Source organism: Streptomyces sp. NPDC096105 (assembly GCF_044763335.1).
Classification (GTDB): Bacteria; Actinomycetota; Actinomycetes; order Streptomycetales; family Streptomycetaceae; genus Streptomyces.
The window spans coordinates 264,012-288,854 of the sequence record NZ_JBIWGC010000003.1; the positions used below are offsets into that span (position 1 = coordinate 264,012).

Consider the following 24,843-nt stretch of genomic DNA (forward strand, 5'->3'; position numbering starts at 1 on the left):
CGTTCGGAGGCCCCGATCGGGCCGTCCGCAGCCCGGGTGGAGTATGAAACGCGTCACGTATGCGCGGGCGCACGCCCACGGGACCGGTCAGGTGGCGTCCATGTCGAAGGGCGGGCGGTCGTCGGCCGCCGGCCTCTCGGGCTTCTTCGTCATGTCCACACGTCCGCCGGAGGGGGCGGGCGAGGGGGACGGGTCGGCGTCGCGCCCGTGGACGGCATCCGCGACCTCGGCCATCTCCTTCTTCAGGTCGAAGCCGTTGCGGATCTCCTTCAGCCCCAGGTCGTCGTTGTCCAGCTGCTTGCGGATGTACGTCTTGGGGTTGAGGTCCTCGAACTCGAAGTCCTTGAACTCCGGGCCCAGTTCCTGCCGGATGTCCTGCTTGGCGCTCTCCGAGAAGTCCCGGATCTTGCGGATCGTGCGGCTCACGTCCTGGATGACCTTGGGGAGCTTCTCCGGACCGAAGATGAGCACGGCGAGGACGATGAGCGTCACCAGCTCGAGCGGTCCTATGTCATTGAACACCTGAAGCTCCTCGCGATGCCTTCGGTCCTCGGCCCTCGGTGCCGGTCGGTCGCCTTCCGTGGTCCGGGCCGGGTCCACGGTACCCGGACCTCCCGTACGACCGGTACCGTCCCGGCGTCCCGCGATGTCCTCCCGGCCGCCGTCCGCGTCAGTCGCCGTCCGAGGAGCCGAGCACCAGGGACACCGTGCGTTCCTCGCCGTTCCGCTCCAGGGTCAGCTCCAGCCGGTCGCCGGGGCGGTGGGCGCGGGTCTTGACGATCAGTTCCTCGCCGGAGCGCACGGGGCGGCCGTCGACCTCGGTGATGACGTCGCCGGGCCGGATGCCCGCCTCGGCGCCGGGACCGCCGGTGCTGACCGGGGGTCCGCCGTCGCTGCCCTCGGTCGCGACACGGGCGCCGTCGCCGCTGTAGTCCATGTCGAGGGTGATGCCGATCACCGGGTGGGTGGCCTTGCCGGTCTCGATCAGCTCCTCGGCGACCCGCTTGCCCTGGTTGATCGGGATGGCGAAGCCCAGCCCTATGGAGCCGGACCCGCCCTCCGGGTCCAGACCGCCGTCGGCCGAGCGGATGGCCGAGTTGATGCCGACCACCCGGCCCTTGCCGTCGAGCAGCGGGCCGCCGGAGTTGCCGGGGTTGATCGGCGCGTCGGTCTGCAGGGCGTCGACGTACGACACGTCGCTGCCGTCGCCCTTCTCGCCGCCGGCGGTGATGGGCCGCTCGCGGGCGCTGATGATGCCGGAGGTGACGGTGCCGGCCAGGTCGAAGGGGGCGCCGATGGCGACGACGGGGTCGCCGACCTGCACGTTGTCCGAGTTGCCGAGCGGCAGCGGGGTGAGCCCGCGCACGCCCTTGACCCGTACGACGGCGAGGTCGTATCCGCTGTCCCGGCCGACGACGGCCGCCTCGGCGGTGTCGCCGCTGTGGAAGGTGACGGTGATGTCGCCGTCGGCTCCGGCGGGCTCGACGACGTGGTCGTTGGTGAGGATGTGGCCCCGGTCGTCCAGCACGAAGCCGGTGCCGGTACCGGCCCTGCCGCCGCCGCTGACGTGCAGGGTGACGACGCTGGGCAGCGCCTGCGCGGCGATCCCGGCGACGCTGTCGGGGTCCCGGTCGGGCGCCTCCACACCGGCCTGCGGCAGCTCCACGGCACCGATGCCGCCGTTCCGCTCCAACTGGACGCCGACGACGCCTCCGGCGATGCCGGACACGAGCGCGATGAGCACGGCGGCGCCGATCAGTGTGCGCCTACGGCGGCCCCGGCGCCGGTTGGCGTCCCCGTCGGCGGGGTCGGCCTGCTGCGGCGGGGCGCTCGCCGCGACCGCCCAGGGGTCGTACCGCGCCCAGGGGTCGGCCGCGGGGGCGTCCTGGGCGGCGGGGGCCGTCTCCGGTGCCGTGGGAGCCGCGCCCACGGGCACGCCGTGGGCGGGGGTGGCCGCCGGATGCTGCACCGGCGGCGCGGGCGCCCAGGGGCCGGGCTCCCCGTAGGGCGGGGTGCTGTAGGGGTCGGGGTCGTGGAGGGGCCTGGGCTGCTCGCCGGCGGGCGGGGCGACGCCTTGGGCGCCGTGGGCGGGCACGGTGCCGGTGGAGCCGGGTGCGGGGGTCTCGGCGACCGGCGCGGGCACGGAGCCGGTGGAACCCGACGCGGGGACCTCCGCGCTCGGCGCCGGCACGGACCCCCACCCGGTGTCCGCGGCGCCGTCAGGCGTCCCGCCCTCCGGTGCCGGGGCGGGCGCCGTGTCGAGAGGCCGGTCCAGTTCGTAGTCGCCGTCCGGGCCCGTGCGGGGAGACCGCACGGGCTTCGGGCGGGGGAGTTCGAAGTCGCCGTCGGGCCCCTCGGACTCCCCCGGTGTGCCCGGCTTCCCCTCGTTCATGCTCTCCCCACGGCTGGACCGGCACGGATCGTCGGCACCGTGCTCCGGTCCGCCCGTGCGGTGGAGCCCGGCTCGGCGCCCGGCCGCGGAGGGCCTGGGCGCGCCACCCGGAATCTAATCAGGTTCGCGCGCGCCCGCGCAGGGGCCCGGTCAGCGGGCCGCCTGCGAGCTGTGCGTGGGCGAGGGGACCGGTGACGGCGCGGCGGTGACCAGGCCGGGCGTCTTCAGTCCGGCCGCCGCCGCCCACGCGCCCAGTCCGAGCGGCGGGGTCGCGTTCAGCGGCCGTATGTGCGGGGGTGCCGGGATGCCGGGCAGCAGCGGGGCCGCGACGCCGGTGGGGACGACGGGAGCCGCTCCCAGTACGCTCTGGCCGCCCGCCACCTGTCCGAGCAGCGGGCCGACACCCCGGCGCCGGGAGTCCGGCGTGGTGGCGGCGCCCGCGCCCTGCGTGCGCATCGGTGTCACGTTGCTCCCCTTGCCCTGGCCGCGCGTCTCCACGTCGGCGGGGGCGACGGTGGAGACGCCGCCGAGGGCGATCGCGGCCAGCGACACCGCGCCTGCGGCGACGAACGCGAGACGCAGACCGCGCGAGGACGGCCGGTCGGCGTGGTGCCGGCCGGCGAGGTCCGCCACTGCGGCCGCGGGCTGGTGGCGCCGCACGGGCGCGTAGGCGAATTCGAAGCGCTCGCTCCGCCGGGCCCCGAAGACGCCGGCGGAGGAGCCGCCCGGCAGCGCGGAGCCGCCCAGCGGGGACCCGCCGTCGCCGAGCCCTCCCCCGGCGGGCAGCCCTTGCAGGCGCGCCAGGAGGCTATCGGAGGGCGGCGGCGGGGCGGCCGCCGCGAAGACGTTCTTCAGGCGGCGCTGCTCGTCCACCTCCGTCTTGCACTTGGCGCAGGTGGCGACGTGCGCCAGTACGCGCTCACGCGCGTCATGACCGAGCTCTCCGTCCACCAGGGCGGCGAGCCGGTCTCCCAGATGATGCTCCGCGAGGCGGCCCTCGGAAGACTTCGGCAGTGAACTGCTCACGCGCTCGCGCCCCCTCCCCCCAGTGCGGGGACACGCGACACGAAGGAGGGACGGTCCGCGCGCGCCTTGGGCGAACGGTGCGCGAGGGCCTTGCGCAGCTGGGAACGGCCGCGGTGGATGCGGGACCGGACGGTGCCGAGCTTGACGCCCAGGGTGGCCGCGATCTCCTCGTACGACAGCCCCTCGATGTCGCACAGCACGACGGCGGCGCGGAACTCCGGGGCGAGCGTGTCGAGGGCCTGCTGGACGTCGGCGTCGAAGTGCGCGTCGTTGAAGACCTGCTGCGGCGTGGGCTCCTTGCTGGCCAGCCGCTCGGCCGCGTCGTCGCCGAGCGCGTCGAAGCGGATGCGCTGCTTGCGGCGGACCATGTCCAGGAAGAGGTTGGTGGTGATGCGGTGCAGCCAGCCCTCGAAGGTGCCGGGCGTGTACGTCGACAGGGAGCGGAAGACACGGACGAAGACCTCCTGCGTGAGGTCCTCGGCGTCGTGCTGGTTGCCCGTGAGCCGGTAGGCGAGCCGGTAGACCCGGCCGCTGTGCGTGCTGACGATCTCCTCCCAGGTGGGGGGAGTCCACGCCTGCCCGTCCGCGTCGCCGGAGAAGGTCGCGGTCTGGGCCGGGTCGCCGGCGCGGTCATGGTCAGCAGCGGTGTTGTTCACGGATTTCGGCCTGCCCGCCGACCCGAGGAAGCGCCGCAGCCCTCCTGCACGATCCACAGGCGCAGCCGCACCTCCCCTGTCGGCTCTGGTGGTGTCCAGTGGAGCCCCTACCATAGCCACCTCGCCCGTTAGCTCCGGATAAGCGGTTTTACGAGAATTTGATCTGCGCTGCCACGGCTCGTACGACTGCGTCTGCACTTGCTCGGCGTCCGCGTCCACTCCCCGCCCCCCTTCCCGGCGCGCACCTCTCTCCTGTCTCTTTGAACGACTGGTCCCATCTGCGGGTTCCCGGCGCCAACGGATACAGTCACGCCCAGGCAACCATGGGGACAGGAGAGGGTCATTACCGCCAACCGGCAGACGAGCTGGGCGTTCGCCGACGCCTATGTCGCCGAGGACGAGGCGCTGCACCGGGCTCGCGACCGGGCTCGCGAGGCAGGCCTGCGCTCGGTGTCGCCCGGCACGGGCGCGGCCCTGCGGTTGCTCGCCGCCAGCGTGGACGCCAAGGCGGTCGCGGAGATCGGCACCGGCTGCGGCGTGTCGGGGATCCATCTGCTGCACGGCATGCGCCCGGACGGGGTGCTGACCACGGTCGACCAGGATCCGGAGCACCAGCAGTCGGCCCGGCAGGCCTTCCGTGAGGCCGGTTTCGCCGGCAACCGGGCCCGTTTCATCCCCGGCCCGGCGCTGGACGTGCTGCCGCGCCTCGCGGACTCGGGCTACGACCTGGTCTTCTGCGACGGCGACCGGCAGGAGTACCAGGACTATCTCGCCGAATCGCTGCGCCTTCTGCGCCCTGGAGGCCTGGTCGCCTTCGAAGGCGTCTTCGCGAACGGGCGCACCGTGGACTCCGGCCCCCAGCCGACGGAGGTACTGCGGCTGCGGGAGCTGGTGCGGACCGTTCGCGAGAGCCAGGAGCTGGTGTCCTCGCTCCTGCCCGTGGGGGACGGGCTGCTGTGTGCCGTGAAACGGTGACGAACCGTCGCACGGCGTGCCGCTGACACCCGCTGCCCCCGACGCATGCGCGAAACAGCCGCCCCGGCACCGCGTGCGGCGCCGGGGCGGCTGAAAGGGTATGGTCGCTTGCGCGTCAGCCGACGACCTTCTTGAGGGCGTCGCCGAGCGCGTCGGCCTCGTCCGGGGTCAGCTCGACGACGAGCCGACCGCCGCCTTCGAGCGGAACGCGCATGACGATGCCCCGCCCCTCCTTGGTCACCTCGAGCGGGCCATCACCCGTCCGCGGCTTCATGGCCGCCATGCTCGTTCCCCTTCCTGAAACCCAGCTAAACCGTCTGAGCCGACGGCCCACTGAAGGGCACCTGCGGTCCTTGAAGCAGGACACACGCCACCGGCATCGAACACATTGCTTCCAGGTCATTATCCCGCATGGCGGGACCCGATGACCAACATCAGCAGGCATCGCTTGGGCAACGCACATGAGCAAAACCACTCAATTCGGCGATGTGACTGCGATACTGCGCTCCCCCGCCGACCTCCAGGCACCGGAAACCCGGCACGATTGTTTGACGCAGGTCACACCGAGGCCGTCCGCCGGGGCTCGTGAACTGGGTCATGCTGTCCTCCGGAAGAGGATGTACTCACCAGTACGTCCCGAGCCGCACACGGAGGGATACGACCATGGCCGACACCGTGCTCTACGAGGTGGGCGACGGACTCGCGACGATCACGCTGAACCGCCCCGAGGCGATGAACGCGCTGAACGTCGCGGCGAAGGTCGCCCTCCGGGACGCGGTCCGGTCCGCCGCGGACGACGACGCCGTACGGGCGGTGCTGCTGACCGCGGCCGGGGAGCGGGCGTTCTGCGTCGGGCAGGACCTCAAGGAGCACATCGGGCTGCTGGCCGCCGACCGGGAGGACGGTTCGGGGCGGACCATGAGCACGGTGCGCGAGCACTACAACCCCATCGTGAAGGCCATCGCCGGCGCGCCGAAGCCGGTGGTGGCGGCGGTGAACGGCGTGGCGGCGGGCGCCGGTTTCGGGTTCGCGCTGGCCGCGGACTACCGGATCGTCGCGGAGACGGCGGCGTTCAACACCTCGTTCGCCGGTGTCGCGCTGACCGCCGACTCCGGCATCTCCTGGACGCTGCCGCGGGTGATCGGCCCGGGCCGCGCCACCGACCTGCTGCTCTTCCCGCGGAACATCTCCGCGCAGGAGGCGTACGAGCTGGGCATCGCCAACCGGCTGGTGCCGGCCGGCGAGCTGCGCGCGGAGGCCGAGAAGGTGGCCCGCGCGCTGGCCCAGGGTCCGACGGTGGCGTACGCGGCGCTCAAGGAGTCGGTGGCGTACGGGATGAGCCACTCGCTGGAGGAGACGCTGGAGAAGGAGGACGAGCTGCAGACCCGGGCGGGCTCGTCGGAGGACCACGCGATCGCGGTGCAGGCGTTCGTGAACAAGGAGAAGCCGACGTACCTGGGCCGTTGAGTCCGGGGCTACGGCGCCGTCGGGGACCGCGGGTTCTTCGTGGTCGATCGCGCAGTCCCCCGCGCCCCTCGAGGGGCGCTTCTCGCCGCGCATGCCTCCAGGTGGTCGTTCACCAGTCCGCAGGCCTGCATCAGGGCGTACGCCGTGGTGGGGCCGACGAAGCGCAGGCCGCGCTTCTTCAGGGCCTTGGACAGCGCCGTCGACCCGGGTGTGACCGCGGGGACGTCGGCGAGGGTCTTCGGCGCCGGGCGGTCCGCCGGGTCGGGGGCGTGGGACCAGATCAGGGCGTCCAGGTCGCCGGGCGCCCACCGGGCCAGCACGCGTGCGTTGGCGAGGGTCGCGTCGATCTTCGCGCGGTTGCGGATGATGCCGGTGTCGGCGAGCAGGCGCTCGCGGTCGGTGTCGGTGAACTCCGCGACCCTGGCGATCTCGAAGCCGGCGAAGGCGGCGCGGAAGCCGGGGCGGCGGCGCAGGATCGTGATCCACGACAGCCCGGACTGGAACGCCTCCAGGCTGAGGCGCTCGAAGAGGGCGTCGTCGCCGTGCACCGGGCGGCCCCACTCCTCGTCGTGGTAGGCGAGGTAGTCCGGGGCGGACAGCGCCCAGGGGCAGCGGGGCAGGCCGTCGGGACCGGCCGGCTGCCCGCCCACGGTGTCGCTCACCGCTGATCGTCCTCCGGGTGCGGGGCGGGCTTGTCCGCCGACAGGTGCGCCGCGGCGGCGCGGGCGCCGGCCAGCGCGGACTCCAGGTCGGCGATCCGCGCGTCCCGCTCGGCGAGTTCGGCGGCGAGGCGGCCGAGGGCGTCGTCCACGTCCGCCATGCGGTAGCCGCGGGCGGCGAGGGGGAAGCGCAGGCGGTCGACGTCCGCGCGGCTGACCGGGCGGTCCGGCGGCAGGGAGTCCTGGAGCCGCTCCGGCTCCGCCTCGGGCAGCGGGGCGTTGTCGCCGCCGCCCACCACGGCGAGGGTCACCGCGGCCACCACGACGGCCAGCGCGACGACCAGGAACAGGAACATAACCATCGCCGGGGCCCCCACGGTCGGATGAGTCGGAGTCGGATGTGTGGCTCCGATCGTGTCATGCGAGTCTGACACCCGAGGCCGCCGGGCGGACGGAGGCGGCCCGGACGGCCGGACGAGGAGAGGTTCCAGGGGATGCTCAGGCTGGGCAGGCGGGAATTCGCACCGCACGAGCGGGTGATCATGGCGATCGTGAACCGGACCCCGGACTCCTTCTACGACCAGGGCGCCACCTTCCGCGACGAGCCGGCGCTCGCACGCGTGGAACGGGCGGTGGCCGAGGGCGCCGCGATCGTCGACGTAGGAGGGGTGAAGGCGGGGCCCGGCGAGGAGGTCTCGGCCGAGGAGGAGGCGCGCCGGACGGTCGGTTTCGTGGCCGAGGTGCGCCGCCGCTTCCCGGACGTGGTGATCAGCGTGGACACCTGGCGGCACGAGGTCGGCGAGGCCGTCTGCGAGGCGGGCGCGGACGTGCTGAACGACGCGTGGGGCGGGGTGGACCCGCGCCTGGCCGAGGTGGCCGCGCGGTACGGCGCGGGGCTGGTGTGCACCCACGCGGGCGGGGCGCAGCCCCGGACCCGGCCGCACCGGGTGACGTACGACGACGTGATGGCGGACATCCTCGACGTGACCGTGGGGCTGGCCGAGCGGGCGGTGTCGCTGGGGGTGCCGCGGGAGTCGGTGATGATCGACCCGGGGCACGACTTCGGGAAGAACACCCGGCACAGCCTGGAGGCGACCCGGCGGCTCGGGGAGATGGTGGCCACCGGGTGGCCGGTGCTGGTGTCGCTGTCCAACAAGGACTTCGTCGGCGAGACGCTGGACCGCCCGGTGAAGGAGCGGGTGGTGGGGACGCTCGCGACGACGGCGGTGTCGGCGTGGCTGGGCGCCCAGGTGTACCGGGTGCACGAGGTCGCCGAGACGCGTCAGGTGCTGGACATGGTGTCGTCGATCGCCGGGGACCGGGAGCCGGCGGTGGCGCGGCGCGGGCTGGCGTAGGGCCGGACGGGACGCCGCGGGGCGGCGGGGCCGTCGCCCCCGCCCGCCCCTGGGGGTCCTGGGGCGTCAGCGGCCCGCTTCCTTGGAGACCAGGGCCACCGCCTCGTCCACGTCGTCCGTGACGTGGAACAGCAGCAGGTCCTTCTCGGCCGCCTTGCCCTGGCCGATCACCGTCTTGCGGAGCCAGTCGACGAGGCCGCCCCAGTACTCCGTGCCGAACAGCACGATGGGGAACTGGGTCACCTTCTGGGTCTGCACCAGGGTGAGCGCCTCGAAGAGCTCGTCGAGCGTGCCGAGGCCGCCGGGCAGGACCACGAAGCCCTGCGCGTACTTGACGAACATCATCTTCCGGACGAAGAAGTACCGGAAGTTCAGGCCGATGTCGACGTACCGGTTGAGGCCCTGTTCGAAGGGCAGCTCGATGCCGAGGCCGACCGAGACGCCGTCGGCCTCCAGCGCGCCCTTGTTGGCCGCCTCCATGGCGCCCGGGCCGCCGCCGGTGATGACGGCGAAGCCCGCCTCGACCAGGCCCCGGCCGAGCCGCACCCCGGCCTCGTACTCGGGCGAGTCCGCGGGGGTGCGGGCGGAGCCGAAGACGCTGATCGCGGGCGGGAGTTCGGCCAGGGTGCCGAAGCCCTCGATGAACTCCGACTGGATGCGCAGCACCCGCCACGGGTCGGTGTGCACCCAGTCGCTCGGCGCGCGCTCGTCGAGCAGCCGCTGGTCGGTGGTGCTGGACTGCACCTGACCGCGCCGTCGGAGGACCGGTCCCAGACGCTTCTCCTCCGGCGGCCGCCGCTTCCCCTCAGGGTTGCCCGTAGCCATGTGCGCTCCCTCCGATTGCCAGGTCGTACCGCCTCAGCGTAGATCTACGCGGGTTACGTGCGGGGGACGTCAGCATGTCCACGCGTCAGCGTTCCAAACGCGACGCCGCCCGTACGGGTGTCAGGCGGTCAGCCAGGACCGGAGCCGTTCCTCGCCCGCGAGGATCTTGGCGGTCTCGACGCGCTCGTCCCTCCTGTGGGCCAGGTGGGGGTTGCCGGGGCCGTAGTTCACGGCGGGGACGCCGAGCGCGGAGAAGCGGGAGACGTCGGTCCAGCCGTACTTGGGCTGCGGGGTGCCGCCCACCGCCTCGATGAAGGCCGCCGCGGCCGGGTGGGACAGGCCGGGCAGGGCCGCGCCGCTGTGGTCGTCGACCACGAACTCGGTCACGCCGCAGTCCGCGAAGACCTCCCTGACGTGCGCCAGGGCCTCCTCCTCGCTGCGGTCGGGGGCGTAGCGGAAGTTCACGGTGACGACGCACTCGTCGGGGATGACGTTGCCGGCGACGCCTCCGGAGATGCCGACCGCGTTGAGGCCCTCGCGGTACTCCAGGCCGTCGATGACCGGCCACCGGGGCTCGTAGGAGGCCAGGCGCTCCAGGATCGGGGCGGCGGCGTGGATGGCGTTGGAGCCCATCCAGCCGCGCGCGGAGTGGGCGCGCTCGCCGGAGGTCTTCAGCAGCACCCGCAGGGTGCCCTGGCAGCCGCCCTCGACCTGCCCGTCGGAGGGTTCGAGCAGTACCGCGAAGTCGCCCTCCAGCCAGTCGGGGTGCGCCTCGGCGACGTGCCCCAGCCCGTTGAGGTCGGCGGCGACCTCCTCGTTGTCGTAGAAGACGAAGGTGAGGTCGCGGTTGGGCTCGGGGACGGTGGCCGCGATGCGCAGCTGGACGGCGACGCCCGCCTTCATGTCGCAGGTGCCGCAGCCCCACAGGACGCCGTCCTCGTCGAGGCGCGAGGGGACGTTGTCCGCGATCGGGACCGTGTCGATGTGGCCGGCGAGGATCACCCGCTCCGGGCGGCCCAGCCGGGTGCGGGCCACGACGTTGTTGCCGTGCCGGTCGACCGTCAGGTGCGGCAGCGCGCGCAGCGCCGCCTCGATCGCGTCCGCGAGCGGCTTCTCGGTGCCGCTCTCGGAGGGGAAGTCGACGAGCTGCGCGGTGAGGCGCGCGGCGTCCAGCGTGAGGTCAAGCGGGGTGTCGGCCATGCCGTCGACCCTAGCGCGGGACCCGCGGCCCACTGTCCACACCCGGCTCCCGCGCGAACGTACTCTCCAGTACCTTGTACGCGTGCCAGAGCAGTCTCCCCCTCTCAAGCGCAAGCGCCGTGGCCGTCTGCTCCGCTGCGGCGCGGCCTTCGCGGTGCTGTCGGCGGTCGCCGGTTACCTCGTGGTGCAGTACGTCACCGGAGGCACGGGCGGCCCGGGCTGCGAGGTCGTGTCCGGCGAGGGCGACGGGGCGACGTACGAGTTCACGCCCGAGCAGGCGGTGAACGCGGCGACGATCACCGCCGTGGGCACCGCGCGCGACCTGCCCGAGCGGGCCGTGACGATCGCGCTGGCGACCGCCCTGCAGGAGTCGGCGCTGCGCAACATCGACTACGGCGACCGTGACTCGCTGGGCCTGTTCCAGCAGCGTCCCTCGCAGGGCTGGGGCACGCCGCGGCAGATCATGGACCCGGCGTACGCGGCGGAGAAGTTCTACGAGCACCTGGAGGAGGTGCCCGGCTACACGCGGCTGCCGCTGACCGTGGCCGCGCAGAAGGTGCAGCGCAGCGGTTTCCCGCAGGCGTACGCCAAGCACGAGCCGGACGCGGCGCTGCTGGCCGCCGCTCTCACCGGCCGCTCGGGCGCGACGCTGACCTGCGACGGCCGCCCCGCGGCGACCCGGGCGAAGGGCGCGGACGCGGTACGGGCCGCGCTGGCCCGGGACTTCGGGCGCGACGTGCTGGAGCCGGCGGGCGCCGAGGTGGACGACGCCAAGGTGCGGTCCTCCTCGCCGGACGCGCCCAGCCCGGAAGCGGAATCCGGCGGGGGCACCGTGACGCTGCCGGTCACCACCGTCTCCGGCGACCGGCGGGACGCCGCGGCGCGAGGCTGGCAGCTGGCCCACTGGGCCGTGGCCAACGCCTCCGAGCTGCACATACGGAGTGTGTCCTACGCGGGCCGGGAGTGGGTAGCCGGGCACACCGGCAGCCAGTGGCGGCCGCTGGACGGCAAGGGGTCCGCGGACTCCGACACGGAAGCGGACGCGGTCCGGATCACCACCGGGCGGTAGCCCGGGGCGTTCCCGCGCAGGCGTGCGGGAGGTCACCCGGAGGCGTTGCACGGGACCGACATTGCGCCGCATTGCCGACTCTTTGCCGGACACGCGCGCAACCTTCCCGGCGGTCGGGCGGTAATCAGTGCGTCCGGGCCCGGTCACGGACGGCCGACCGCCAGTGGGTCGTCCCGGGCGGCCGGATCCCACCGTTGTCTGCCGTCGAAGGAGCACCATGTCCCTCCCCCTGACCCGTCGGATCGCCCGTGCCGCGCTGCTCGTCGCTGCGGGAGCGGCCGCCGGGGTCGGCGCGGCCGGTTCCGCGAGCGCGGCGCCGGCGCTGCCGTCCGCCCCGAACCTCGGGCTGAGCGCCCTGGACGGTGCGCCCGGCAAGACCGTGGACAACGTGACGCGGGGCGTCGGCAAGACCACCCCCGACGCCACCGAGGTGGCCCCGGCGGCGGGCACGACCGTGAAGAAGGCCGTGCCGGTGGTGAAGGAGCTGCCGACCGACTCCCTCGGCAAGAGCGGCCCCACGAAGAACCTGCCGGTCAAGGGCCTGCCTCTCGGCTGACCGCCTCGCCGAAGACGACCTGAGCAGCGAGACGAAGAGGCCCGGGACCTCTCCCCCCGGGCCTCTTCGGCACGTCCTGCCGCAGTCGTCGCGCCGTCCCGGCGCCGGGACGGCGTGACGGCGTGGGGAGGCCGCGGGAGCTTGGCGGAGCCGGCCCGCTGCGACCGGTCGGCCGCGCCGGCCCGTTCCTTCCGGGCCGCCGGTTGTCCGCCCTCGCCTCCCGGCGGCGGTCGGCCGCGTTCGCCGCGGCGGGCCGCCGGCCCGGTGGCGAGTCCGGCGTGCCGGTGTCAGGCGGTCAGGCGGCTCACCGCGGCCTGGACCCGTTCGTCCGTCGCGGTCAGGGCGACGCGGACGAAGCGGTCGCCTGCGGGGCCGTAGAAGTCGCCGGGGGCGACCAGGACGCCTCGGTCGGCGAGGTGGGCGACGGTGTCCCAGCAGGACTCGTCGCGCGTGGCCCACAGGTACAGGCTGGCCTCGCTGTGCTCGATGCGGAAGCCGTGGGCGAGCAGCGCGTCGCGCAGGGCGGTGCGGCGGGCCGCGTACCGCTCGCGCTGGACGCGGACGTGCTCGTCGTCGCCGAGGGCCGCCACCACGGCCGCCTGGGTGGGGGCCGGGGCCATCATCCCGCCGTGCTTGCGGATCTGGAGCAGCGGGCCGAGCACGGCCGGGTCGCCGGCCAGGAACGCGGCGCGGTAGCCGGCCAGGTTGGACCGCTTGGACAGGGAGTGGACGGCGACGATGCCGTCGTGGGAACCGCCGTTGACGTCCGGGTGCAGCACCGAGACCGGGTCGGCCTCCCAGCCCAGCTCGATGTAGCACTCGTCGGACAGGACGAGGATCCCGTGCGCGCGGGCCCAGGCGACGATCCGGGTCAGCTCCTCCTTGGGGAGCACCCGGCCGGTCGGGTTGGACGGCGAGTTGAGCCACAGCAGCTTCAGCCGCGCCGGGTCCAGCTCGGTCGGGTCGTCGTACGCCACGTGCTCGGCGCGCGCCAGGCGGGCGCCGACCTCGTACGTCGGGTAGGCCAGGCGCGGGTGGGCGACCTGGTCACCGGGGCCGAGTCCGAGCTGGGTGGGGAGCCAGGCGACGAGTTCCTTGGAGCCGACGACCGGCAGGACGTGCCGGTGGGTCACCTCGCGGGCGCCGAGCCGGTGTTCCACCCAGCGGGTGATCGCGTCCCGCAGTTCCGGGGTGCCCCACACCGTGGGATAGCCCGGCGAGTCCGCCGCGGCGGTCAGCGCCTTCTGGATGTGCTCGGGCACCGGGTCGACGGGCGTGCCGACCGAGAGGTCGACGATGCCGTCGGGGTGCGCCGCGGCCGTCTTCTTGTACGGCTCCAGCTTGTCCCAGGGGAAGGCGGGCAGCCGGTCGGAGACTGCGGACACGGGTGGGGGCTCACTTTCTGGTTCGGCGAACGCCTCGGTCCCGTACGGCGGGCGGGCCGTACGGGACCAGGGCGACGCGTCGGTGCGGGGCCGCCGCGGGACGGTTACGCCTGCGGCGGCAGCGCGGCGATGAACGGGTGGTCCCGCTCGATCAGACCGAGCTTGCTGGCGCCGCCGGGGGAGCCGAGCTCGTCGAAGAACTCGACGTTCGCCTTGTAGTAGTCCTTCCACTCCTCCGGAGTGTCGTCCTCGTAGAAGATGGCCTCGACCGGGCAGACCGGTTCACAGGCGCCGCAGTCGACGCATTCGTCCGGGTGGATGTACAAGGACCGCTGGCCCTCGTAGATGCAGTCGACCGGGCACTCCTCGATGCACGCCTTGTCCTTGACGTCGACACAAGGCTGCGCGATGACGTAGGTCACGCTGTCGTTCCTCCTCGATAGGGCGCTGGCGGGCCTCCTCAGGCTCCGCCGCCTGGCGCGCGGGAGCGCGGCGTCGTCGATGCCCGCCCCTAGTATCTCCGTTCCGGAGCATGATCCGAACAGGAGGGGTGAACTGACCTGTGGAAATCTCAGCCGCCGGGCGCCTCGAGGTCCGTGTCACCGCTGCTGACGTGGGGAAACGGGTCTCCGTGAGGAGCTTGATCGAACATGGCCCCTCGGGTGGGAAGTTCAGCGACACGGTCGGCGTTCTCACATCATGGGACAACGGTGTGTTGCAGATCACAAGGAAGAGCGGGGAAAGTGTCCGCGTCGCCGAGTCCGCACTGGTAGCGGGCAAGGTCGTGCCGGCCGCCCCGGCGCGTCGGCGTGGCCCGGCGGCCTCCTACGCGGAGCTGGCGCGGGTGGCCGCGCGGGGCTGGCGGCCGGTGGAGAGCGAGCGGCTCGGCGACTGGGAGCTGCGGGCGGCCGCCGGTTTCACCCGCCGGGCCAACTCCGTGCTGCCGCTGGGCGACCCGGGCCTGCCGCTCGACGACGCGCTGACGGCCGTGCGCCGCTGGTACGCGGCCCGGGGGCTGCCCGCGTACGTCCAGACCGCGACCGGCGCGAAGGACACGCAGGAGCTGCTGTGCGCGGAGCTGGAGCGGCGCGGGTGGGTCCGCGAGGTGACCGCCGAGCTGTGGACGGGCGGGCTGGCCCCGGTCGCCGATGCGGGCGCCGGGACGGCCTCCGGTGTGCTGCTGTCCCGGCGGGCGGACGAGGCGTGGCTGGCGCGGTACCGGCGCAAGGGCGTGAGCGAGGTGGCCCTGCGGGTGCTGGGCGGGGGTCCCCCTGGCGAGCCGTCCCCGGGTGAGCCGTCGGTGTGGTTCGCGACCGTGCCGGGTGAGCCGGGCGCCGAGGCGCCCGCCGCGATCGGGCGGTGTGTCGTGGACGGCCGGTGGGCCGGGTTCGCGGCGGTCGAGGTGGATCCGGCGCGGCGGCGGCACGGGCTGGCCACGGCCGTGATGGCGGCGCTGGCCGCCCGAGCCCTGGAGGAGGGCGCCTCGGCGGCCTGGCTGCAGGTCGAGGCGGACAACGAGGGCGCGCGGGCGCTGTACGACCGCCTGGGCTTCGCCCCGCACCACGCGTACCACCACCACCGCGCGCCGGAGGGGCCCGCACCGGACTCGCCGGACCCGCGGGAGGGCTCCGCTCAGAATTCGTCGGCTCGGGCGGGTGACGGGCCGCTGTGAGCGGGCACGAACCGGGTATGCGCTCCCCCTGGCCCCCACCGCCCGGGCGCTCCGCCGAACTGCGCCGGCGCTTCGCCGAGGAGGCCCGCTGCGAGCGGCCCGGTCTGTCCGTGCTGTGCCTCCTGGTGGCGGCGGAGGGCGACGGCACGCTCGACGAGGCGGGCATGGACGCGGTGGAGATCGAGCTGGACCGGCTGGCGGGCGAGCTGCCGCACCGGCCGGGCTCGCCGCACGCGTGGGCGGTGCGCTGCGGGACCTGCTGGGCGAGCGGTACGGCTTCCACGGCCTGCCGGACGACTACCGGCGGCTGGAGTCCTCGCTGCTGCACGCGGTGCTGCGGAGGCGGCGCGGGCTGCCGATCCTGCTGTCGGTGGTGTGGATCGAGGTGGCCCGCCGGGCGGGCGCGCCGGTGTACGGCGTGGCGCTGCCCGGGCACTTCGTCGTGGGCTTCGGCGACCCGCACGGGGCGGGCGCCGGGCAGGTGCTGGCCGACCCGTTCGACGGGGGCCGGGTGCTGACCGGACCGGACGCGGAGCTGCTGGCCGCCGGGGCCACCGGAGGCCCGCTGGAGCCGTTCGTGCCGGCCCCGGCGGGGACGCTGGAGGTGGTCGCGCGCGTCCTGAACAACGTCCGGGCCTGGGCGGCGACCCGCCCCGAGCGCACCGACGTCGGCCTGTGGGCCCTGGACCTCTCCCTGCTCCTCCCCTCCCGCCCCGCCCGCCTGCGCTACGAACGCGCCCAGCTCCTCGTGCAGCGCGGCGAGTTCACGGCGGGCGCGGCCGAACTGGAGGCGTACGCGGACGTCGTCGCGGCGGTCGACCCAGGGGCGGCGGACCGCATCCGGGGGGAGGCGCTGGCCGCCCGGGCCCTGCTCAACTGACGCCGGCCCGGCCGCTCCCGGCGGCGCGGTGCCGCCCGCCTTTGACATAGGTATGCCTGGATACCTATCCTCACGTACATGTCCCCCACCCGTGCCTCCGAGGAGCGCGTCGCGCGCCTGGCCGCCGAGCTTGCGGCGTGCCTGCCCGCGCTGCACCGGGCACTGGACCGGCGGGTCGCGGGCGAGTACCCGCATCCGAAGCCGCCGGAGGGACAGCTGGCGCTGCTGCGTCACGTCGCGCGGCACGAGGGCGCCACGGTCGGCGAGGCCGCCTCGGCGCTGCTGATGAAGCCCAACAACGTCAGCGCGCTCGTCTCCCAGCTCATCGAGCGGGGCGAGCTGGAGCGCCGCCAGGACCCCGCGGACAAGCGGATCGCCCACCTCCACCTCACCGCCGTCTCGCGCCGCCGGATCGCCGAGGTGCGCGCCCTCGAGGAGCGTCTGCTCGGCGAGGGCCTGCGCTCGGTCACCGACGGCGAGCTGGACGCGCTCGGTTCGGCGCTCGGCGCCCTCAAGGCCCTCGCCGGCCACCTTCACGCGGCGACCCGCTGACCCGCGCCCTCCCCGGGCGCTTCCTCCGTCACACGCGTCGCCCCGCGCGGCGACGCCCCGGGCGCCGTTCCGCGCGCATGTCGCTCCCCCCTTTCGAGAAAGAAACGGCTTCCCCATGTCGTCGTCCACGTCCGTGGATCGCTCCACCGCGCGCCGGGGCGATCCCTGGCTCGCCCTCATCGCCGTGTCGTTCGGCCTGCTCATGGTGCAGCTCGACGGCTCCGTCGTCGCCATCGCCAACCCGGCGATCGGCAAGGACCTCGGCGCCGACACCGCCGAACTGCAGTGGGTCACCAACTCCTACCTGCTCGCGCTCGCCGCCTCGATGATCCTCGGCGGCAAGCTCGGCGACCGGTTCGGCCGCCGCCGGTACTACCTCGTCGGCGTCATCGGCTTCGTCGTCGCGTCGGTCGGCATCGGCCTGGCCGGCGGCGTCGAGGGCGTCATCGCCTTCCGCGTGCTCCAGGGCCTGTGCGGCGGCATCCTCATGCCCAACACGCTGGGCATCCTGCGCGCGGTGTTCCCGCCCCGGAAGTTCGGGCTCGCGGTGGGCATCTGGGGCATGGTGTCCGCCGTGTCCACCTCGCTGGGCCCGATCCTGGGCGGTCTGCTCGTCGAGCACGTCGACTGGACCTGGGTGTTCTACCTGAACGTCCCCATCGGGATCGTGGCCCTGCTGTTCAGCGCGGCCGTGCTGCGGGAGTCGAGGAACGCCGGCGGGGAGCAGCGCTTCGACGTGGTCGGCGTCGTCGTGCTCGCCGCCGGACTGCTCGCCCTGGTGTTCGGCATCGTGAAGGGCGAGACCTGGGGCTGGGCCTCCGGCGGCACCCTCGGCTCGGTCGCCGCCGGCGTCGTCCTGCTGGTCCTCTTCGGCTGGTACGAGACCCGGCAGGAGCACCCGCTGCTGCCGATGCGCCTGTTCCGGAACCGGTCGCTGACCACCGGGTCCGTGATGACCGCGCTGAACTTCTTCGTGATGCTCGGCGGGATCTTCTTCATCATGCTGTACCTGCAGAACGTCCGCGGCTACACGCCCGTCGAGGCCGGCATCAGCACGCTGCCGATGTCGCTCGCCTCGCTGGTGGCCTCACCGCTCGGCTCGCAGCTCACCGCGCGCTTCGGCCCGCGGGCCACCATCCCGCTGGGCCTGGTGCTGTCGGCCGCCGCCATGTTCGGCATGCTCACCTGGTCCACCGACTCCTCCTACGCCACCATGTGGCCGCCGTACATCGCGCTGGGCCTGGGCGTCGGCATCGTGCTGCCCGCGACCGCCGCCGCGATCATCGGCAACGCTCCGGTCCGGGACGGCGGGGTGGCGTCCGGGCTGCAGTCCACGATGCTGCAGATCGGCGGCGCGCTGGGCACGTCGGTGCTGGTCACGGTGATCGCCGGCAAGGCCGGCTCCTCGCTGTACGGCGAGCTGACCGGGGCGGGCGTGCCGTCCGCCGTGGCGCACGGCCTGGAGGGGGCGGAGGACGCTGTGGCGATGGGCATCGCCCCGGTCTCCCCCGGCATGCCCGAGGGGCTGCGGGCCGCGGTCGTCGAGGGCAGCGCGCAGGCGTTCGTCAACGGCATGCACGCCGCGGTCACCGTCACCGGCGTCCTGTGCCTGATCGGCGCCGCGGTCGCCGTGGCCGGCATCCGCCGCCGCTCCCCCGAGGAGGCCGCCGCCGAGGCCCCGGTGCCCGTCGCCGCGCACTGAGCCCCGCACGCACGACAGCGGCGCCGCACGGAGTCTCCGTGCGGCGCCGCTGTCGTCGTCCGTCGCGTCAGCTCGGGTCCGTCTCGATGACGGCCGTGCGGTCGGTCGTGCTGACCAGCGCCTGGCGCAGGGCGCCGTAGACGTCCTGCGGGGTGACGGGGGTCTTCTCGCCGTTGCCCCGGGTGATGAGCACCCCGTCGAAGGCCTGGCCGTACAGCTCCTCCAGGGCCTTCAGGTCGGGCTTCTCGACGAGCTTGCCGTTGACCGCCTCGACGCGCAGGAACTTCCACAGCGACTTCTCGGGGCTCATCGGCACCGAGTGCGCCGGGTCGGTCTGCACGGTGACCCGGTCCGACATCGCGGGCTCGGCGAACTCCTTCATCATCCGGTCGACCTCGGCCTTGGTGACCTTCGGCTGCTGGGCCGTCGTCGGGACGTTCACCGCGGCGGCGGTGCCCGTCTCCACCTGCGTGCGGTACGCCTCGGCGACCACGTCGGCGGCCCTGGCGACGTCGACGCCCTTGCCCGCCTGCGGGTACACCGGGACGGCCTTGCCGGACTCGAAGGTGATCGAGCCCTCCTTGACCGTGCCGGCCCCTCCGGCGGCGTCCTCCAGGGCGGCCTGCAGCTTCTCGTGGTCGACCGGGATCTCCGGCTCGACCACGCGCGACTGGCCGAACAGCGAGCCGATCACGTTGACCGGGTTGTAGTCGCTGGTGGCGGCCTTGCCGACGGTGGCGTCGATGTCGACCTGCAGACCGGCGTTGTCCGGCTGGAGTTCGACGGTCCTGCCGTCGACCGACAGCTTCAGCGGCTTGTCCAGCCGGCCGTCGAGCGCGCCGTCCAGCTTCTTCACGGCCTCGTCGCGGGTGCCGCCGCCGATCTCGACGCCGAGCACCGTGGTGCCCTTGGGCACGTCGGAACGGTTCATCAGCAGGCCCGCGCCGTAGGCGACGCCGGCGACGAGGACGACGCCGGTGGCGAGCAGGACGAGCTTGCTGCGGCCCTTCTTCGGCGCCTTGGAGGAGCTCGCCGGGGGCGGGGCGACCGGCTCGGGCAGCTTGGGCGGGGTGTGCGGACCGGGGGCGTCCGGGCCCGTGCCGGGCGCGTCGAAGGAGGCGCTGGGCGGGACCACGGGGATGCCGCTGGTCACGGTGTTCCCGGAGACGTTGTCGTGGCGCGGGTAGCCGGGGTCGCCGGGCGCGGCGAGCTTCTGCGGGGTGAGGATCGCGGTGTCGTCGCTCAGTCCGCCGCCGGGGACCGCGTGGGAGCCGGTGCGCTCCTCCGTGAAGGGCGTGCCGCCGGCGGGCGGGGCCATCGGGCCGTCGCCGGTGACGGGGCCGCCGGTGGGACCGGAGGGCGCCTTCGGGCCCCCGGGACGCCCGGGGCCGGGCACGCCGCCGCCCGGACGGGCGGCGGGACCGCCCGGGCCGCCAGGGCCGCCGGGGCCGCCAGGGCCGCGCTGGGGACCGCCCTTGGCGTCGTCCGCGGCGTACGGCAGGTCGTCGCGGCGCGGTTCGCCGCCGCGGTCGGCGCGGTTGCCGCCGGGAGCGCCTGCCAGCGCCTCGGTCACGTCGAAGGAGCCGGTGCCGCCGCCGTGCCCGGGGGCCACGGGTCCGCCGGTCGCGCCGGTCACGCCGGTGGGGCCGGTGGGGCCGGGCGCCTGCGGACCGCCGGGGCGGGGTCCGCCCGGCGCGCCCATGGAGCCGACCACGCCGCCGGGCCGTCCGGCGGCGGGACGCGCGCCGTTCGGGGCCTTGGGCGCACCCGGCGCGGCGCCCGACGGGCCGCCCGACGGCGCACCGGAGGGCGCCCCGGGAGCGGCGCCGGAGGGCACGCCGGAAGTGCCGGGCGCGGCAGCGCCGTTGGCCGCACCGCCGGCCTGACCGGGCTTGGCGGCGGGCGACTTGCGGGGCGCGAACCAGTCGCTGGCCGGCTTCTCCCCGGCGGCGGGCTTCTCGGCCGCCTCGGGCCGCGCGGGCGGCTCGACCGGGCCGGCGGGCGGTGCGGCGGGAGCGGGCTCGGCGGCGGCCTCGGCGGCGGCGCCCTTCTTGCTCTCCGCGTCCGTGACGGGTTTGCGCACGACGACCGGCGGAATGGGCCGCGATCCGGGGATGTTGATCCGGATCCGGGTCGTCAGCGTGGTCTCGGTCTTGCGGTCCTCCGGCCGCGCGGCCGGACGGCCCGCGTCCGTGCCCTCGTCCGGAATCGCCGGGATCCCGTAGGGCGGGGTGCCCGACGGGTAGGCGGCTCCGCCGCGCCCGTCGGGCCCGGAGGACGGGGTGTCAGTTTCACGACTCAAGGCAGGTTCTCCCGGTTGGCTCCGCCGCCCGTCACGACCTCACGGTGGGGGTCCTCCCAGCTCGGGCGAGGCCGAGGGTGCGAAGGAGGCTCGGCGGCGCGCACCACCTTACTGGCCATATCCGGCCGGTATCCCAGTACCGCCGGGGAAACCCACACCGGACCATCACGCCCTTGGCACGGCGAAGTGGTACGTCACTTGCGAAGTCGGGCGGGGTCCCCGTCCGGTTGCCTCCCGGGTCCGATGGTGGCGCAGATCACAGCCACGGCCATGCCGCCGAGCAGGAAGAGGTAGGAGCCGCTTCCCGCGGCGAACAGGAAGTCGCCTTCCGGACGGCTGGCCGTCAGCAGGATGACGGTGATCATCCAGCCGGCGGCGACGGCCACCCCGCCCGACCGGCTGCGGGTCACCCGTGCCGCCCCGAGCACCAGTCCGGCCTCGCCGGCCAGGGCGAGCAGCAGCCCGCCGGGGAACCACGCGGGCTGGACCAGCGCCCCGGCGACGCCGACCACGGCGCCGAGCACCAGCAGTCCGAGCAGGACCGCTGCGCGTCCCGGGGAGGGCGGACGCAGCGGCCGCGCCAACGCGGGCACGCGGTCGCCGCTCACGACGCCTCCTCCGTGCCGACGCCGGCGAACAGGTCGCCCTCCCGGTCCGCGGGCCGCTCGCCGCGCACCAGTTCGTAGTACTCGGTGGTGAACAGCGGCTGCGCGAGCTCGTTGGACAGCACGAAGTACGGCTGGTCGGCGACGGTGATCTGGGTGGCGTGGGCGCGCATCGCGGCGGCCTTCGCGCCGGCGTACGCGGTGCCGTCGACGGCGGTCGTGATCCGTTCGTCGTCCACCACGCCGGGGACGTCCCGCACCGAGGCGGACGTGTCGAAGGGCAGGGCGGGCAGGTCGCGCTCCAGTCGGGCGAAGGCCTCCTCGGCCACGGAGCGCGGTACGCGGTTCCAGTAGACCTTGGGCACGTCCCATCCGCCCTCGGCGGCCAGCTCGACGGCGCGCATGGCGACGCGATGGGCCTGGATGTGGTCGGGGTGCCCGTAGCCGCCGTTGTCGTCGTACGTGACCAGTACCTGCGGCCGTACTTCGAGGATCACCTCGGCGAGCAGCCCGGCGGCCTGGTCGACGTCGGCCCGCCAGAAGCAGGCGGGATCGTCGTTGTCGGGCAGGCCCATCATCCCGGAGTCGCAGTACCGCCCGGCCCCGCCGAGCAGCCGGAAGTCCGTGACGCCGAGCGCCGCCATCGCCTCCCGCAGCTCGCCGAGCCGGTGTCCGCCGAGGGCTGCGCCGCCGAGGTGCCGCAGCTCGGGCGGGATGACCTCGCCGCGCTCACCGAGGGTGCAGGTGACCAGCGTCACGTGGGCCCCCTCGGCCGCGTAGCGCGCCATGGTCGCGCCGTTGTTGATCGACTCGTCGTCCGGATGCGCGTGCACCAGCATCAGACGCCGCTCGGGCAGTTCCGTCATGGGTCCCACCCTATTTGGCGCGGGACGCTCGTGCCGGACCCGTCCGGCCGCGCAGGGTGCGGACCCGGGGGGCGTCGACGGCGGCGGCGTCGATCGCCTTCTCGGTTCCTTCAGCCGCCGACGTCACCGGAGCGCGAGGAGTCGGGTTCCGGTGGCGGCGTGAGGCCGATCCCCGCCCACACCGTCTTGCGCGGATGTCGGCCCTCGGCGACTCCCGGCGGTCGGCGAGCGCGTCCACCAGCAGCGGTCCGCGTCCGCACTCCGCGGCGCCGTCCGGCTCGCGCGGCACCGGGCGCCGATCGCCCCGTGTGCCGGTGACCTCGACATGGAGCGTGGCCCCGGTCGCGTGGAGCGCCAGCCGGAAGCCGCGGCCCGGGACGCGGCCGTGGGTGGCTGCGTCGGCGGCGAGTTCGGCGACGACCCGGCCGGCCGCCTCATGCGGGATCTCCCAGCTCCTGAGCGTGCCACGGCAAGCAGACGGGCGAGACGCGCACCGCGCGGGGTGGACGACAGCAGCAGGCCGACGTGACGCACCTGGCCTTCGGGGCGGATCCCCGGGGGAACGATTTTCTGATTCACGTGACGCAGCGTGGCCGAACGGCCGTACCGTGAGGGGTGATCACGACGCTGCGCGGAGTGACCGCCCATCGGCCGAGATCGCCACCAACCCCGCCACCGTCCACGTCCGCGACTCCCAGAACGCCGACGGCCCTCGCCTCAGCTTCGCCCCGGCCGCCTGGGCCGACTTCGTGCCGTACGCGCGTAAGGGCTGAACGGGGACGGACCCCCAGGTCCGGTCATAATGCGCGGGTGTCCAGACACCCTGTGCCGTTGCCCGCCGAACACATACCTCCCGGTGCCGCCGACTGGCGGACCCCCGACGTCACGCGCTGGCTCGCTGCCGTGCCGGGCCGGTGGGCCCACCCGCTGTGGGCGTTCCTGGCGTTGGTCGTCTCGATGGTGTGGGAAGTGGTGACGGGTCCCGTGCCCCCCTGCACGTCCGCGGAGCCGTGCGGCAGCGACTGGCCGGGGCTCGCGGTGGCCGTCGTCATGGTGCTGGCCCTGTACTGGGTGTGGCGGCAGCCGCGTCTCGCCGTCGCGGGGCTCGCGGTCACCTTGGCGGCGCTCCCCGTCGACGCGGGCCTCACGGCGTTCGCCCGGCCGTCCGCGCTTGCCTACCTGCTCGCGACCGCGTTCGCCGTGGCCGGGCTGGTCCACCGGCTGACGCTGGCCGGACGACAGCGGGCACTGGCGACGGAGGCGGCGGGGCCGGTCACCCGGCCGCTGCCGGAGGCCGCGCGGACGTTCCGCCGGGGCCGTCTCTCCTTCGTACTGGCAGCCGTGTTCCTGGCGGTCGCCGGGTTCGGCGTCTGGCAGGCCCGCGGCGTCGCCGAGGCATACGAGCAGCGCGCCGCGGACGCCGCTCATGTGACCGGGGAGGTCACGGCCGTGGACGAGGACGACGGCGTTCTCACCGTGACGGTCGAGGGGCGTACCCGTCGCATCGAGACGGCTTTCCCCGAGGACTTCCCGGTGGGCACCCGCGTCGACCTCGTCACGGACGGCGACGGGGCGGTGCTGGTCGCGGAGCCGTACGACGTGTTCGGCTGGGAACTGCTGGTGCTGGGCGGCTCGGTGGCGGGGCTGGCGTTCCTCGCGAACGGCGTGACCGGGCACCTGGCCGCGCGACGGCTGCGGCGCGGGCCGCTGCCCGTGCTGCACGTGCTGGTGCGCGAGGACGAGGAGGACGGCCGCACCTATGTGTTCGCGGCCGACGACACGGAGGGCCGCCGGCCCGTCCTGTGCTTCCACTCGCTGTACGCCTTCGAGGACGACGAGGAGGGCTTCGACGAGGAGGATCTCGACGAGGACGACCTCGCATCAGGCGACGACGCCGACCTGCGCAAGATCGCGGAGATCCTCCGGGGCGGCGGTCCCACTCCTCCGCTGCGGGAGGCCGTCCTGTACGGCGCCCCCTACGCCGGCGCCGAAGTCGCCTTCGTCGCGCGCGACGACGAGGACGACCCCGAGGTGGCCGTGGAATGCAGTGTCACCGCGGTGAAACCGGCCGTGCCGGGGTGGCGGACGCGCGGGCCGCAGCCCCATGAGCGCACGCCCCCGCGTCGGTCGGCCGACGAGATCGCCGCCCGCATGACTCCCACGGCGGGCCCGCGGGTGTGGCGGGCGCACGGCTTCTCGCGTGCGATCGGCCTCGGTCTGCTGCTGGTGCAGGGCGGTGGCGTCTGGGCCGCGCTCGACGACGGGCCGTCGTGGAGCTGGCTGTGGCTGGCGCCGGCCCTGCCGTGGCTGGTGACGTCCGTGGCGACGGCACTCACCTGGCGGATCACCGCCGACCGTGACGGGCTGTGGGTGACCGGGGCGTGGCGCGTGCGGCGGGTGCCGTGGGAGGTGATCACGTCCGTGCGGCACCACGAGGACGGCATCCGCGTCGGCCGGGCCAAGGACTCCTCGGTGGATCTCTCCCCCGCCGGCTGGGCGTGGCTGGAGCGCCGCATGGGCCGCGAGCCGGGCGCGGAGCGCGTCGCCGACGAGGTGCGGGCCCTCCTGCACCGACCGGACCTCCGCCCGGATGCCGAGGCCACCTCGGACCAGCAGGGCATGCCCGTCGGCCCTCCCCTGGTGGTCCTGACGGTCCTCTGGGGCGCGGCGGTCCTGCTCCTCCTCTGACGGAGGGAACC

At 74.3% G+C, this 24,843-nt stretch carries 24 protein-coding genes and 2 pseudogenes; 11 read left to right on the forward strand and 15 right to left on the reverse strand.

Annotated features, from left to right (window positions below; genetic code table 11):
- Window positions 1–87 precede the first annotated feature (87 nt).
- The 4 genes from ACIQ8B_RS06710 to sigE form a co-directional block, all read right to left on the reverse strand.
- Window positions 88–522 (reverse strand): sec-independent translocase, encoded by a 435-nt coding sequence (locus ACIQ8B_RS06710; RefSeq protein ID WP_290011054.1) that lies wholly within the window; start codon window positions 520–522, stop codon window positions 88–90.
- A 148-nt stretch (window positions 523–670) separates the two neighbouring features.
- The gene (locus ACIQ8B_RS06715) at window positions 671–2,392 is read right to left on the reverse strand and encodes a trypsin-like peptidase domain-containing protein (protein WP_403545770.1); all 1,722 of its coding nucleotides are present in this window, start codon (window positions 2,390–2,392) and stop codon (window positions 671–673) included.
- Window positions 2,393–2,542: 150 nt separating this feature from the next.
- On the reverse strand, window positions 2,543–3,418 hold the full coding sequence (locus tag ACIQ8B_RS06720; RefSeq protein WP_403545772.1) for an anti-sigma factor family protein: 876 nt from the start codon (window positions 3,416–3,418) through the stop codon (window positions 2,543–2,545).
- A complete protein-coding gene (gene sigE, locus ACIQ8B_RS06725; protein ID WP_106412595.1) occupies window positions 3,415–4,074 on the reverse strand; it encodes an RNA polymerase sigma factor SigE in 660 nt (219 codons plus the stop codon). Before sigE ends, ACIQ8B_RS06720 begins: the two co-directional genes overlap by 4 nt.
- A gap of 276 nt (window positions 4,075–4,350) precedes the next feature.
- On the opposite strand from sigE, the gene ACIQ8B_RS06730 reads away from it, so the two are divergent.
- Window positions 4,351–5,049 carry an O-methyltransferase gene (locus ACIQ8B_RS06730; RefSeq protein WP_290011062.1) on the forward strand — a complete coding sequence of 233 codons (699 nt, stop codon included), beginning with the start codon at window positions 4,351–4,353 and terminating at the stop codon, window positions 5,047–5,049.
- A gap of 115 nt (window positions 5,050–5,164) precedes the next feature.
- On the opposite strand, the gene ACIQ8B_RS06735 is transcribed toward ACIQ8B_RS06730, so the two are convergent.
- The gene (locus ACIQ8B_RS06735) at window positions 5,165–5,332 is read right to left on the reverse strand and encodes a DUF3117 domain-containing protein (RefSeq protein WP_003966491.1); all 168 of its coding nucleotides are present in this window, start codon (window positions 5,330–5,332) and stop codon (window positions 5,165–5,167) included.
- Between the two features lie 380 nt (window positions 5,333–5,712).
- On the opposite strand from ACIQ8B_RS06735, the gene ACIQ8B_RS06740 reads away from it, so the two are divergent.
- A complete protein-coding gene (locus tag ACIQ8B_RS06740; RefSeq protein WP_403545775.1) occupies window positions 5,713–6,516 on the forward strand; it encodes an enoyl-CoA hydratase/isomerase family protein in 804 nt (267 codons plus the stop codon).
- Between the two features lie 8 nt (window positions 6,517–6,524).
- On the opposite strand, the gene ACIQ8B_RS06745 is transcribed toward ACIQ8B_RS06740, so the two are convergent.
- Together ACIQ8B_RS06745 and ACIQ8B_RS06750 are read right to left on the reverse strand one after the other, a co-directional pair.
- Entirely contained in the window at window positions 6,525–7,178 is a 654-nt protein-coding gene (locus ACIQ8B_RS06745; protein WP_403545777.1) for a DNA-3-methyladenine glycosylase I, read from the reverse strand.
- Window positions 7,175–7,537, reverse strand: coding sequence for a DivIVA domain-containing protein (locus tag ACIQ8B_RS06750; RefSeq protein ID WP_106416254.1), 363 nt, complete (start codon window positions 7,535–7,537; stop codon window positions 7,175–7,177). The genes ACIQ8B_RS06745 and ACIQ8B_RS06750 overlap by 4 nt, the downstream gene beginning before the upstream one ends.
- Window positions 7,538–7,669: 132 nt before the next feature.
- Here ACIQ8B_RS06750 and folP point away from each other — a divergent pair, with 132 nt between their 5' ends.
- Window positions 7,670–8,530 carry a dihydropteroate synthase gene (folP, locus tag ACIQ8B_RS06755; RefSeq protein ID WP_403545779.1) on the forward strand — a complete coding sequence of 287 codons (861 nt, stop codon included), beginning with the start codon at window positions 7,670–7,672 and terminating at the stop codon, window positions 8,528–8,530.
- A 66-nt stretch (window positions 8,531–8,596) separates the two neighbouring features.
- Here the strand turns inward: folP and ACIQ8B_RS06760 are convergent, their stop codons facing one another.
- Both ACIQ8B_RS06760 and dapE read right to left on the reverse strand, forming a co-directional pair.
- The gene (locus ACIQ8B_RS06760; protein WP_106412599.1) at window positions 8,597–9,355 is read right to left on the reverse strand and encodes a TIGR00730 family Rossman fold protein; all 759 of its coding nucleotides are present in this window, start codon (window positions 9,353–9,355) and stop codon (window positions 8,597–8,599) included.
- 120 nt (window positions 9,356–9,475) lie between these two features.
- Window positions 9,476–10,555 (reverse strand): succinyl-diaminopimelate desuccinylase, encoded by a 1,080-nt coding sequence (gene dapE, locus ACIQ8B_RS06765; RefSeq protein ID WP_290011059.1) that lies wholly within the window; start codon window positions 10,553–10,555, stop codon window positions 9,476–9,478.
- Between the two features lie 82 nt (window positions 10,556–10,637).
- Here dapE and ACIQ8B_RS06770 point away from each other — a divergent pair, with 82 nt between their 5' ends.
- Window positions 10,638–11,624, forward strand: coding sequence for a heavy metal transporter (locus tag ACIQ8B_RS06770; RefSeq protein WP_403545782.1), 987 nt, complete (start codon window positions 10,638–10,640; stop codon window positions 11,622–11,624).
- A gap of 217 nt (window positions 11,625–11,841) precedes the next feature.
- Window positions 11,842–12,180: an ATP-binding protein gene (locus tag ACIQ8B_RS06775; RefSeq protein WP_106412601.1), complete on the forward strand. Its 339-nt coding sequence runs from the start codon at window positions 11,842–11,844 to the stop codon at window positions 12,178–12,180.
- A gap of 287 nt (window positions 12,181–12,467) precedes the next feature.
- Here the strand turns inward: ACIQ8B_RS06775 and ACIQ8B_RS06780 are convergent, their stop codons facing one another.
- Both ACIQ8B_RS06780 and fdxA read right to left on the reverse strand, forming a co-directional pair.
- Complete coding sequence (locus ACIQ8B_RS06780; RefSeq protein ID WP_290011409.1) at window positions 12,468–13,565, reverse strand: bifunctional succinyldiaminopimelate transaminase/glutamate-prephenate aminotransferase; 1,098 nt, start codon at window positions 13,563–13,565, stop codon at window positions 12,468–12,470.
- 104 nt (window positions 13,566–13,669) lie between these two features.
- Window positions 13,670–13,987, reverse strand: coding sequence for a ferredoxin (fdxA, locus tag ACIQ8B_RS06785; RefSeq protein WP_004926152.1), 318 nt, complete (start codon window positions 13,985–13,987; stop codon window positions 13,670–13,672).
- Between the two features lie 140 nt (window positions 13,988–14,127).
- Here fdxA and ACIQ8B_RS06790 point away from each other — a divergent pair, with 140 nt between their 5' ends.
- The 4 genes and pseudogenes from ACIQ8B_RS06790 (at window position 14,128) to ACIQ8B_RS06805 (ending at window position 18,371) form a co-directional block, all read left to right on the forward strand.
- The gene (locus tag ACIQ8B_RS06790) at window positions 14,128–15,237 is read left to right on the forward strand and encodes a GNAT family N-acetyltransferase (protein ID WP_403545785.1); all 1,110 of its coding nucleotides are present in this window, start codon (window positions 14,128–14,130) and stop codon (window positions 15,235–15,237) included.
- 17 nt (window positions 15,238–15,254) lie between these two features.
- A pseudogene (locus ACIQ8B_RS06795) lies at window positions 15,255–16,117 on the forward strand (transglutaminase-like domain-containing protein).
- A gap of 78 nt (window positions 16,118–16,195) precedes the next feature.
- Window positions 16,196–16,669, forward strand: coding sequence for a MarR family winged helix-turn-helix transcriptional regulator (locus ACIQ8B_RS06800; protein WP_290011413.1), 474 nt, complete (start codon window positions 16,196–16,198; stop codon window positions 16,667–16,669).
- Window positions 16,670–16,784: 115 nt separating this feature from the next.
- Window positions 16,785–18,371 (forward strand): MFS transporter, encoded by a 1,587-nt coding sequence (locus ACIQ8B_RS06805; protein ID WP_403545787.1) that lies wholly within the window; start codon window positions 16,785–16,787, stop codon window positions 18,369–18,371.
- 67 nt (window positions 18,372–18,438) lie between these two features.
- Here ACIQ8B_RS06805 and ACIQ8B_RS06810 read toward each other — a convergent pair whose 3' ends face one another.
- From ACIQ8B_RS06810 to ACIQ8B_RS06825, 4 genes and pseudogenes are all read right to left on the reverse strand, one after another.
- Window positions 18,439–20,673 carry a hypothetical protein gene (locus ACIQ8B_RS06810; protein ID WP_403545789.1) on the reverse strand — a complete coding sequence of 745 codons (2,235 nt, stop codon included), beginning with the start codon at window positions 20,671–20,673 and terminating at the stop codon, window positions 18,439–18,441.
- Window positions 20,674–20,867: 194 nt separating this feature from the next.
- Window positions 20,868–21,281 (reverse strand): DUF6113 family protein, encoded by a 414-nt coding sequence (locus ACIQ8B_RS06815; protein WP_290011416.1) that lies wholly within the window; start codon window positions 21,279–21,281, stop codon window positions 20,868–20,870.
- Window positions 21,278–22,144, reverse strand: a complete 867-nt coding sequence (gene mshB, locus ACIQ8B_RS06820) for an N-acetyl-1-D-myo-inositol-2-amino-2-deoxy-alpha-D-glucopyranoside deacetylase (protein ID WP_403545791.1) — start codon at window positions 22,142–22,144, stop codon at window positions 21,278–21,280. Before mshB ends, ACIQ8B_RS06815 begins: the two co-directional genes overlap by 4 nt.
- Window positions 22,145–22,254: 110 nt before the next feature.
- Window positions 22,255–22,678, reverse strand: a pseudogene (locus ACIQ8B_RS06825) (ATP-binding protein).
- Window positions 22,679–22,752: 74 nt separating this feature from the next.
- Between ACIQ8B_RS06825 and ACIQ8B_RS06830 the strand changes: the two are divergent.
- The gene (locus ACIQ8B_RS06830) at window positions 22,753–22,917 is read left to right on the forward strand and encodes a DUF397 domain-containing protein (RefSeq protein ID WP_403545793.1); all 165 of its coding nucleotides are present in this window, start codon (window positions 22,753–22,755) and stop codon (window positions 22,915–22,917) included.
- A gap of 37 nt (window positions 22,918–22,954) precedes the next feature.
- Window positions 22,955–24,832, forward strand: coding sequence for a hypothetical protein (locus ACIQ8B_RS06835; RefSeq protein WP_403545795.1), 1,878 nt, complete (start codon window positions 22,955–22,957; stop codon window positions 24,830–24,832).
- Window positions 24,833–24,843 lie beyond the last annotated feature (11 nt).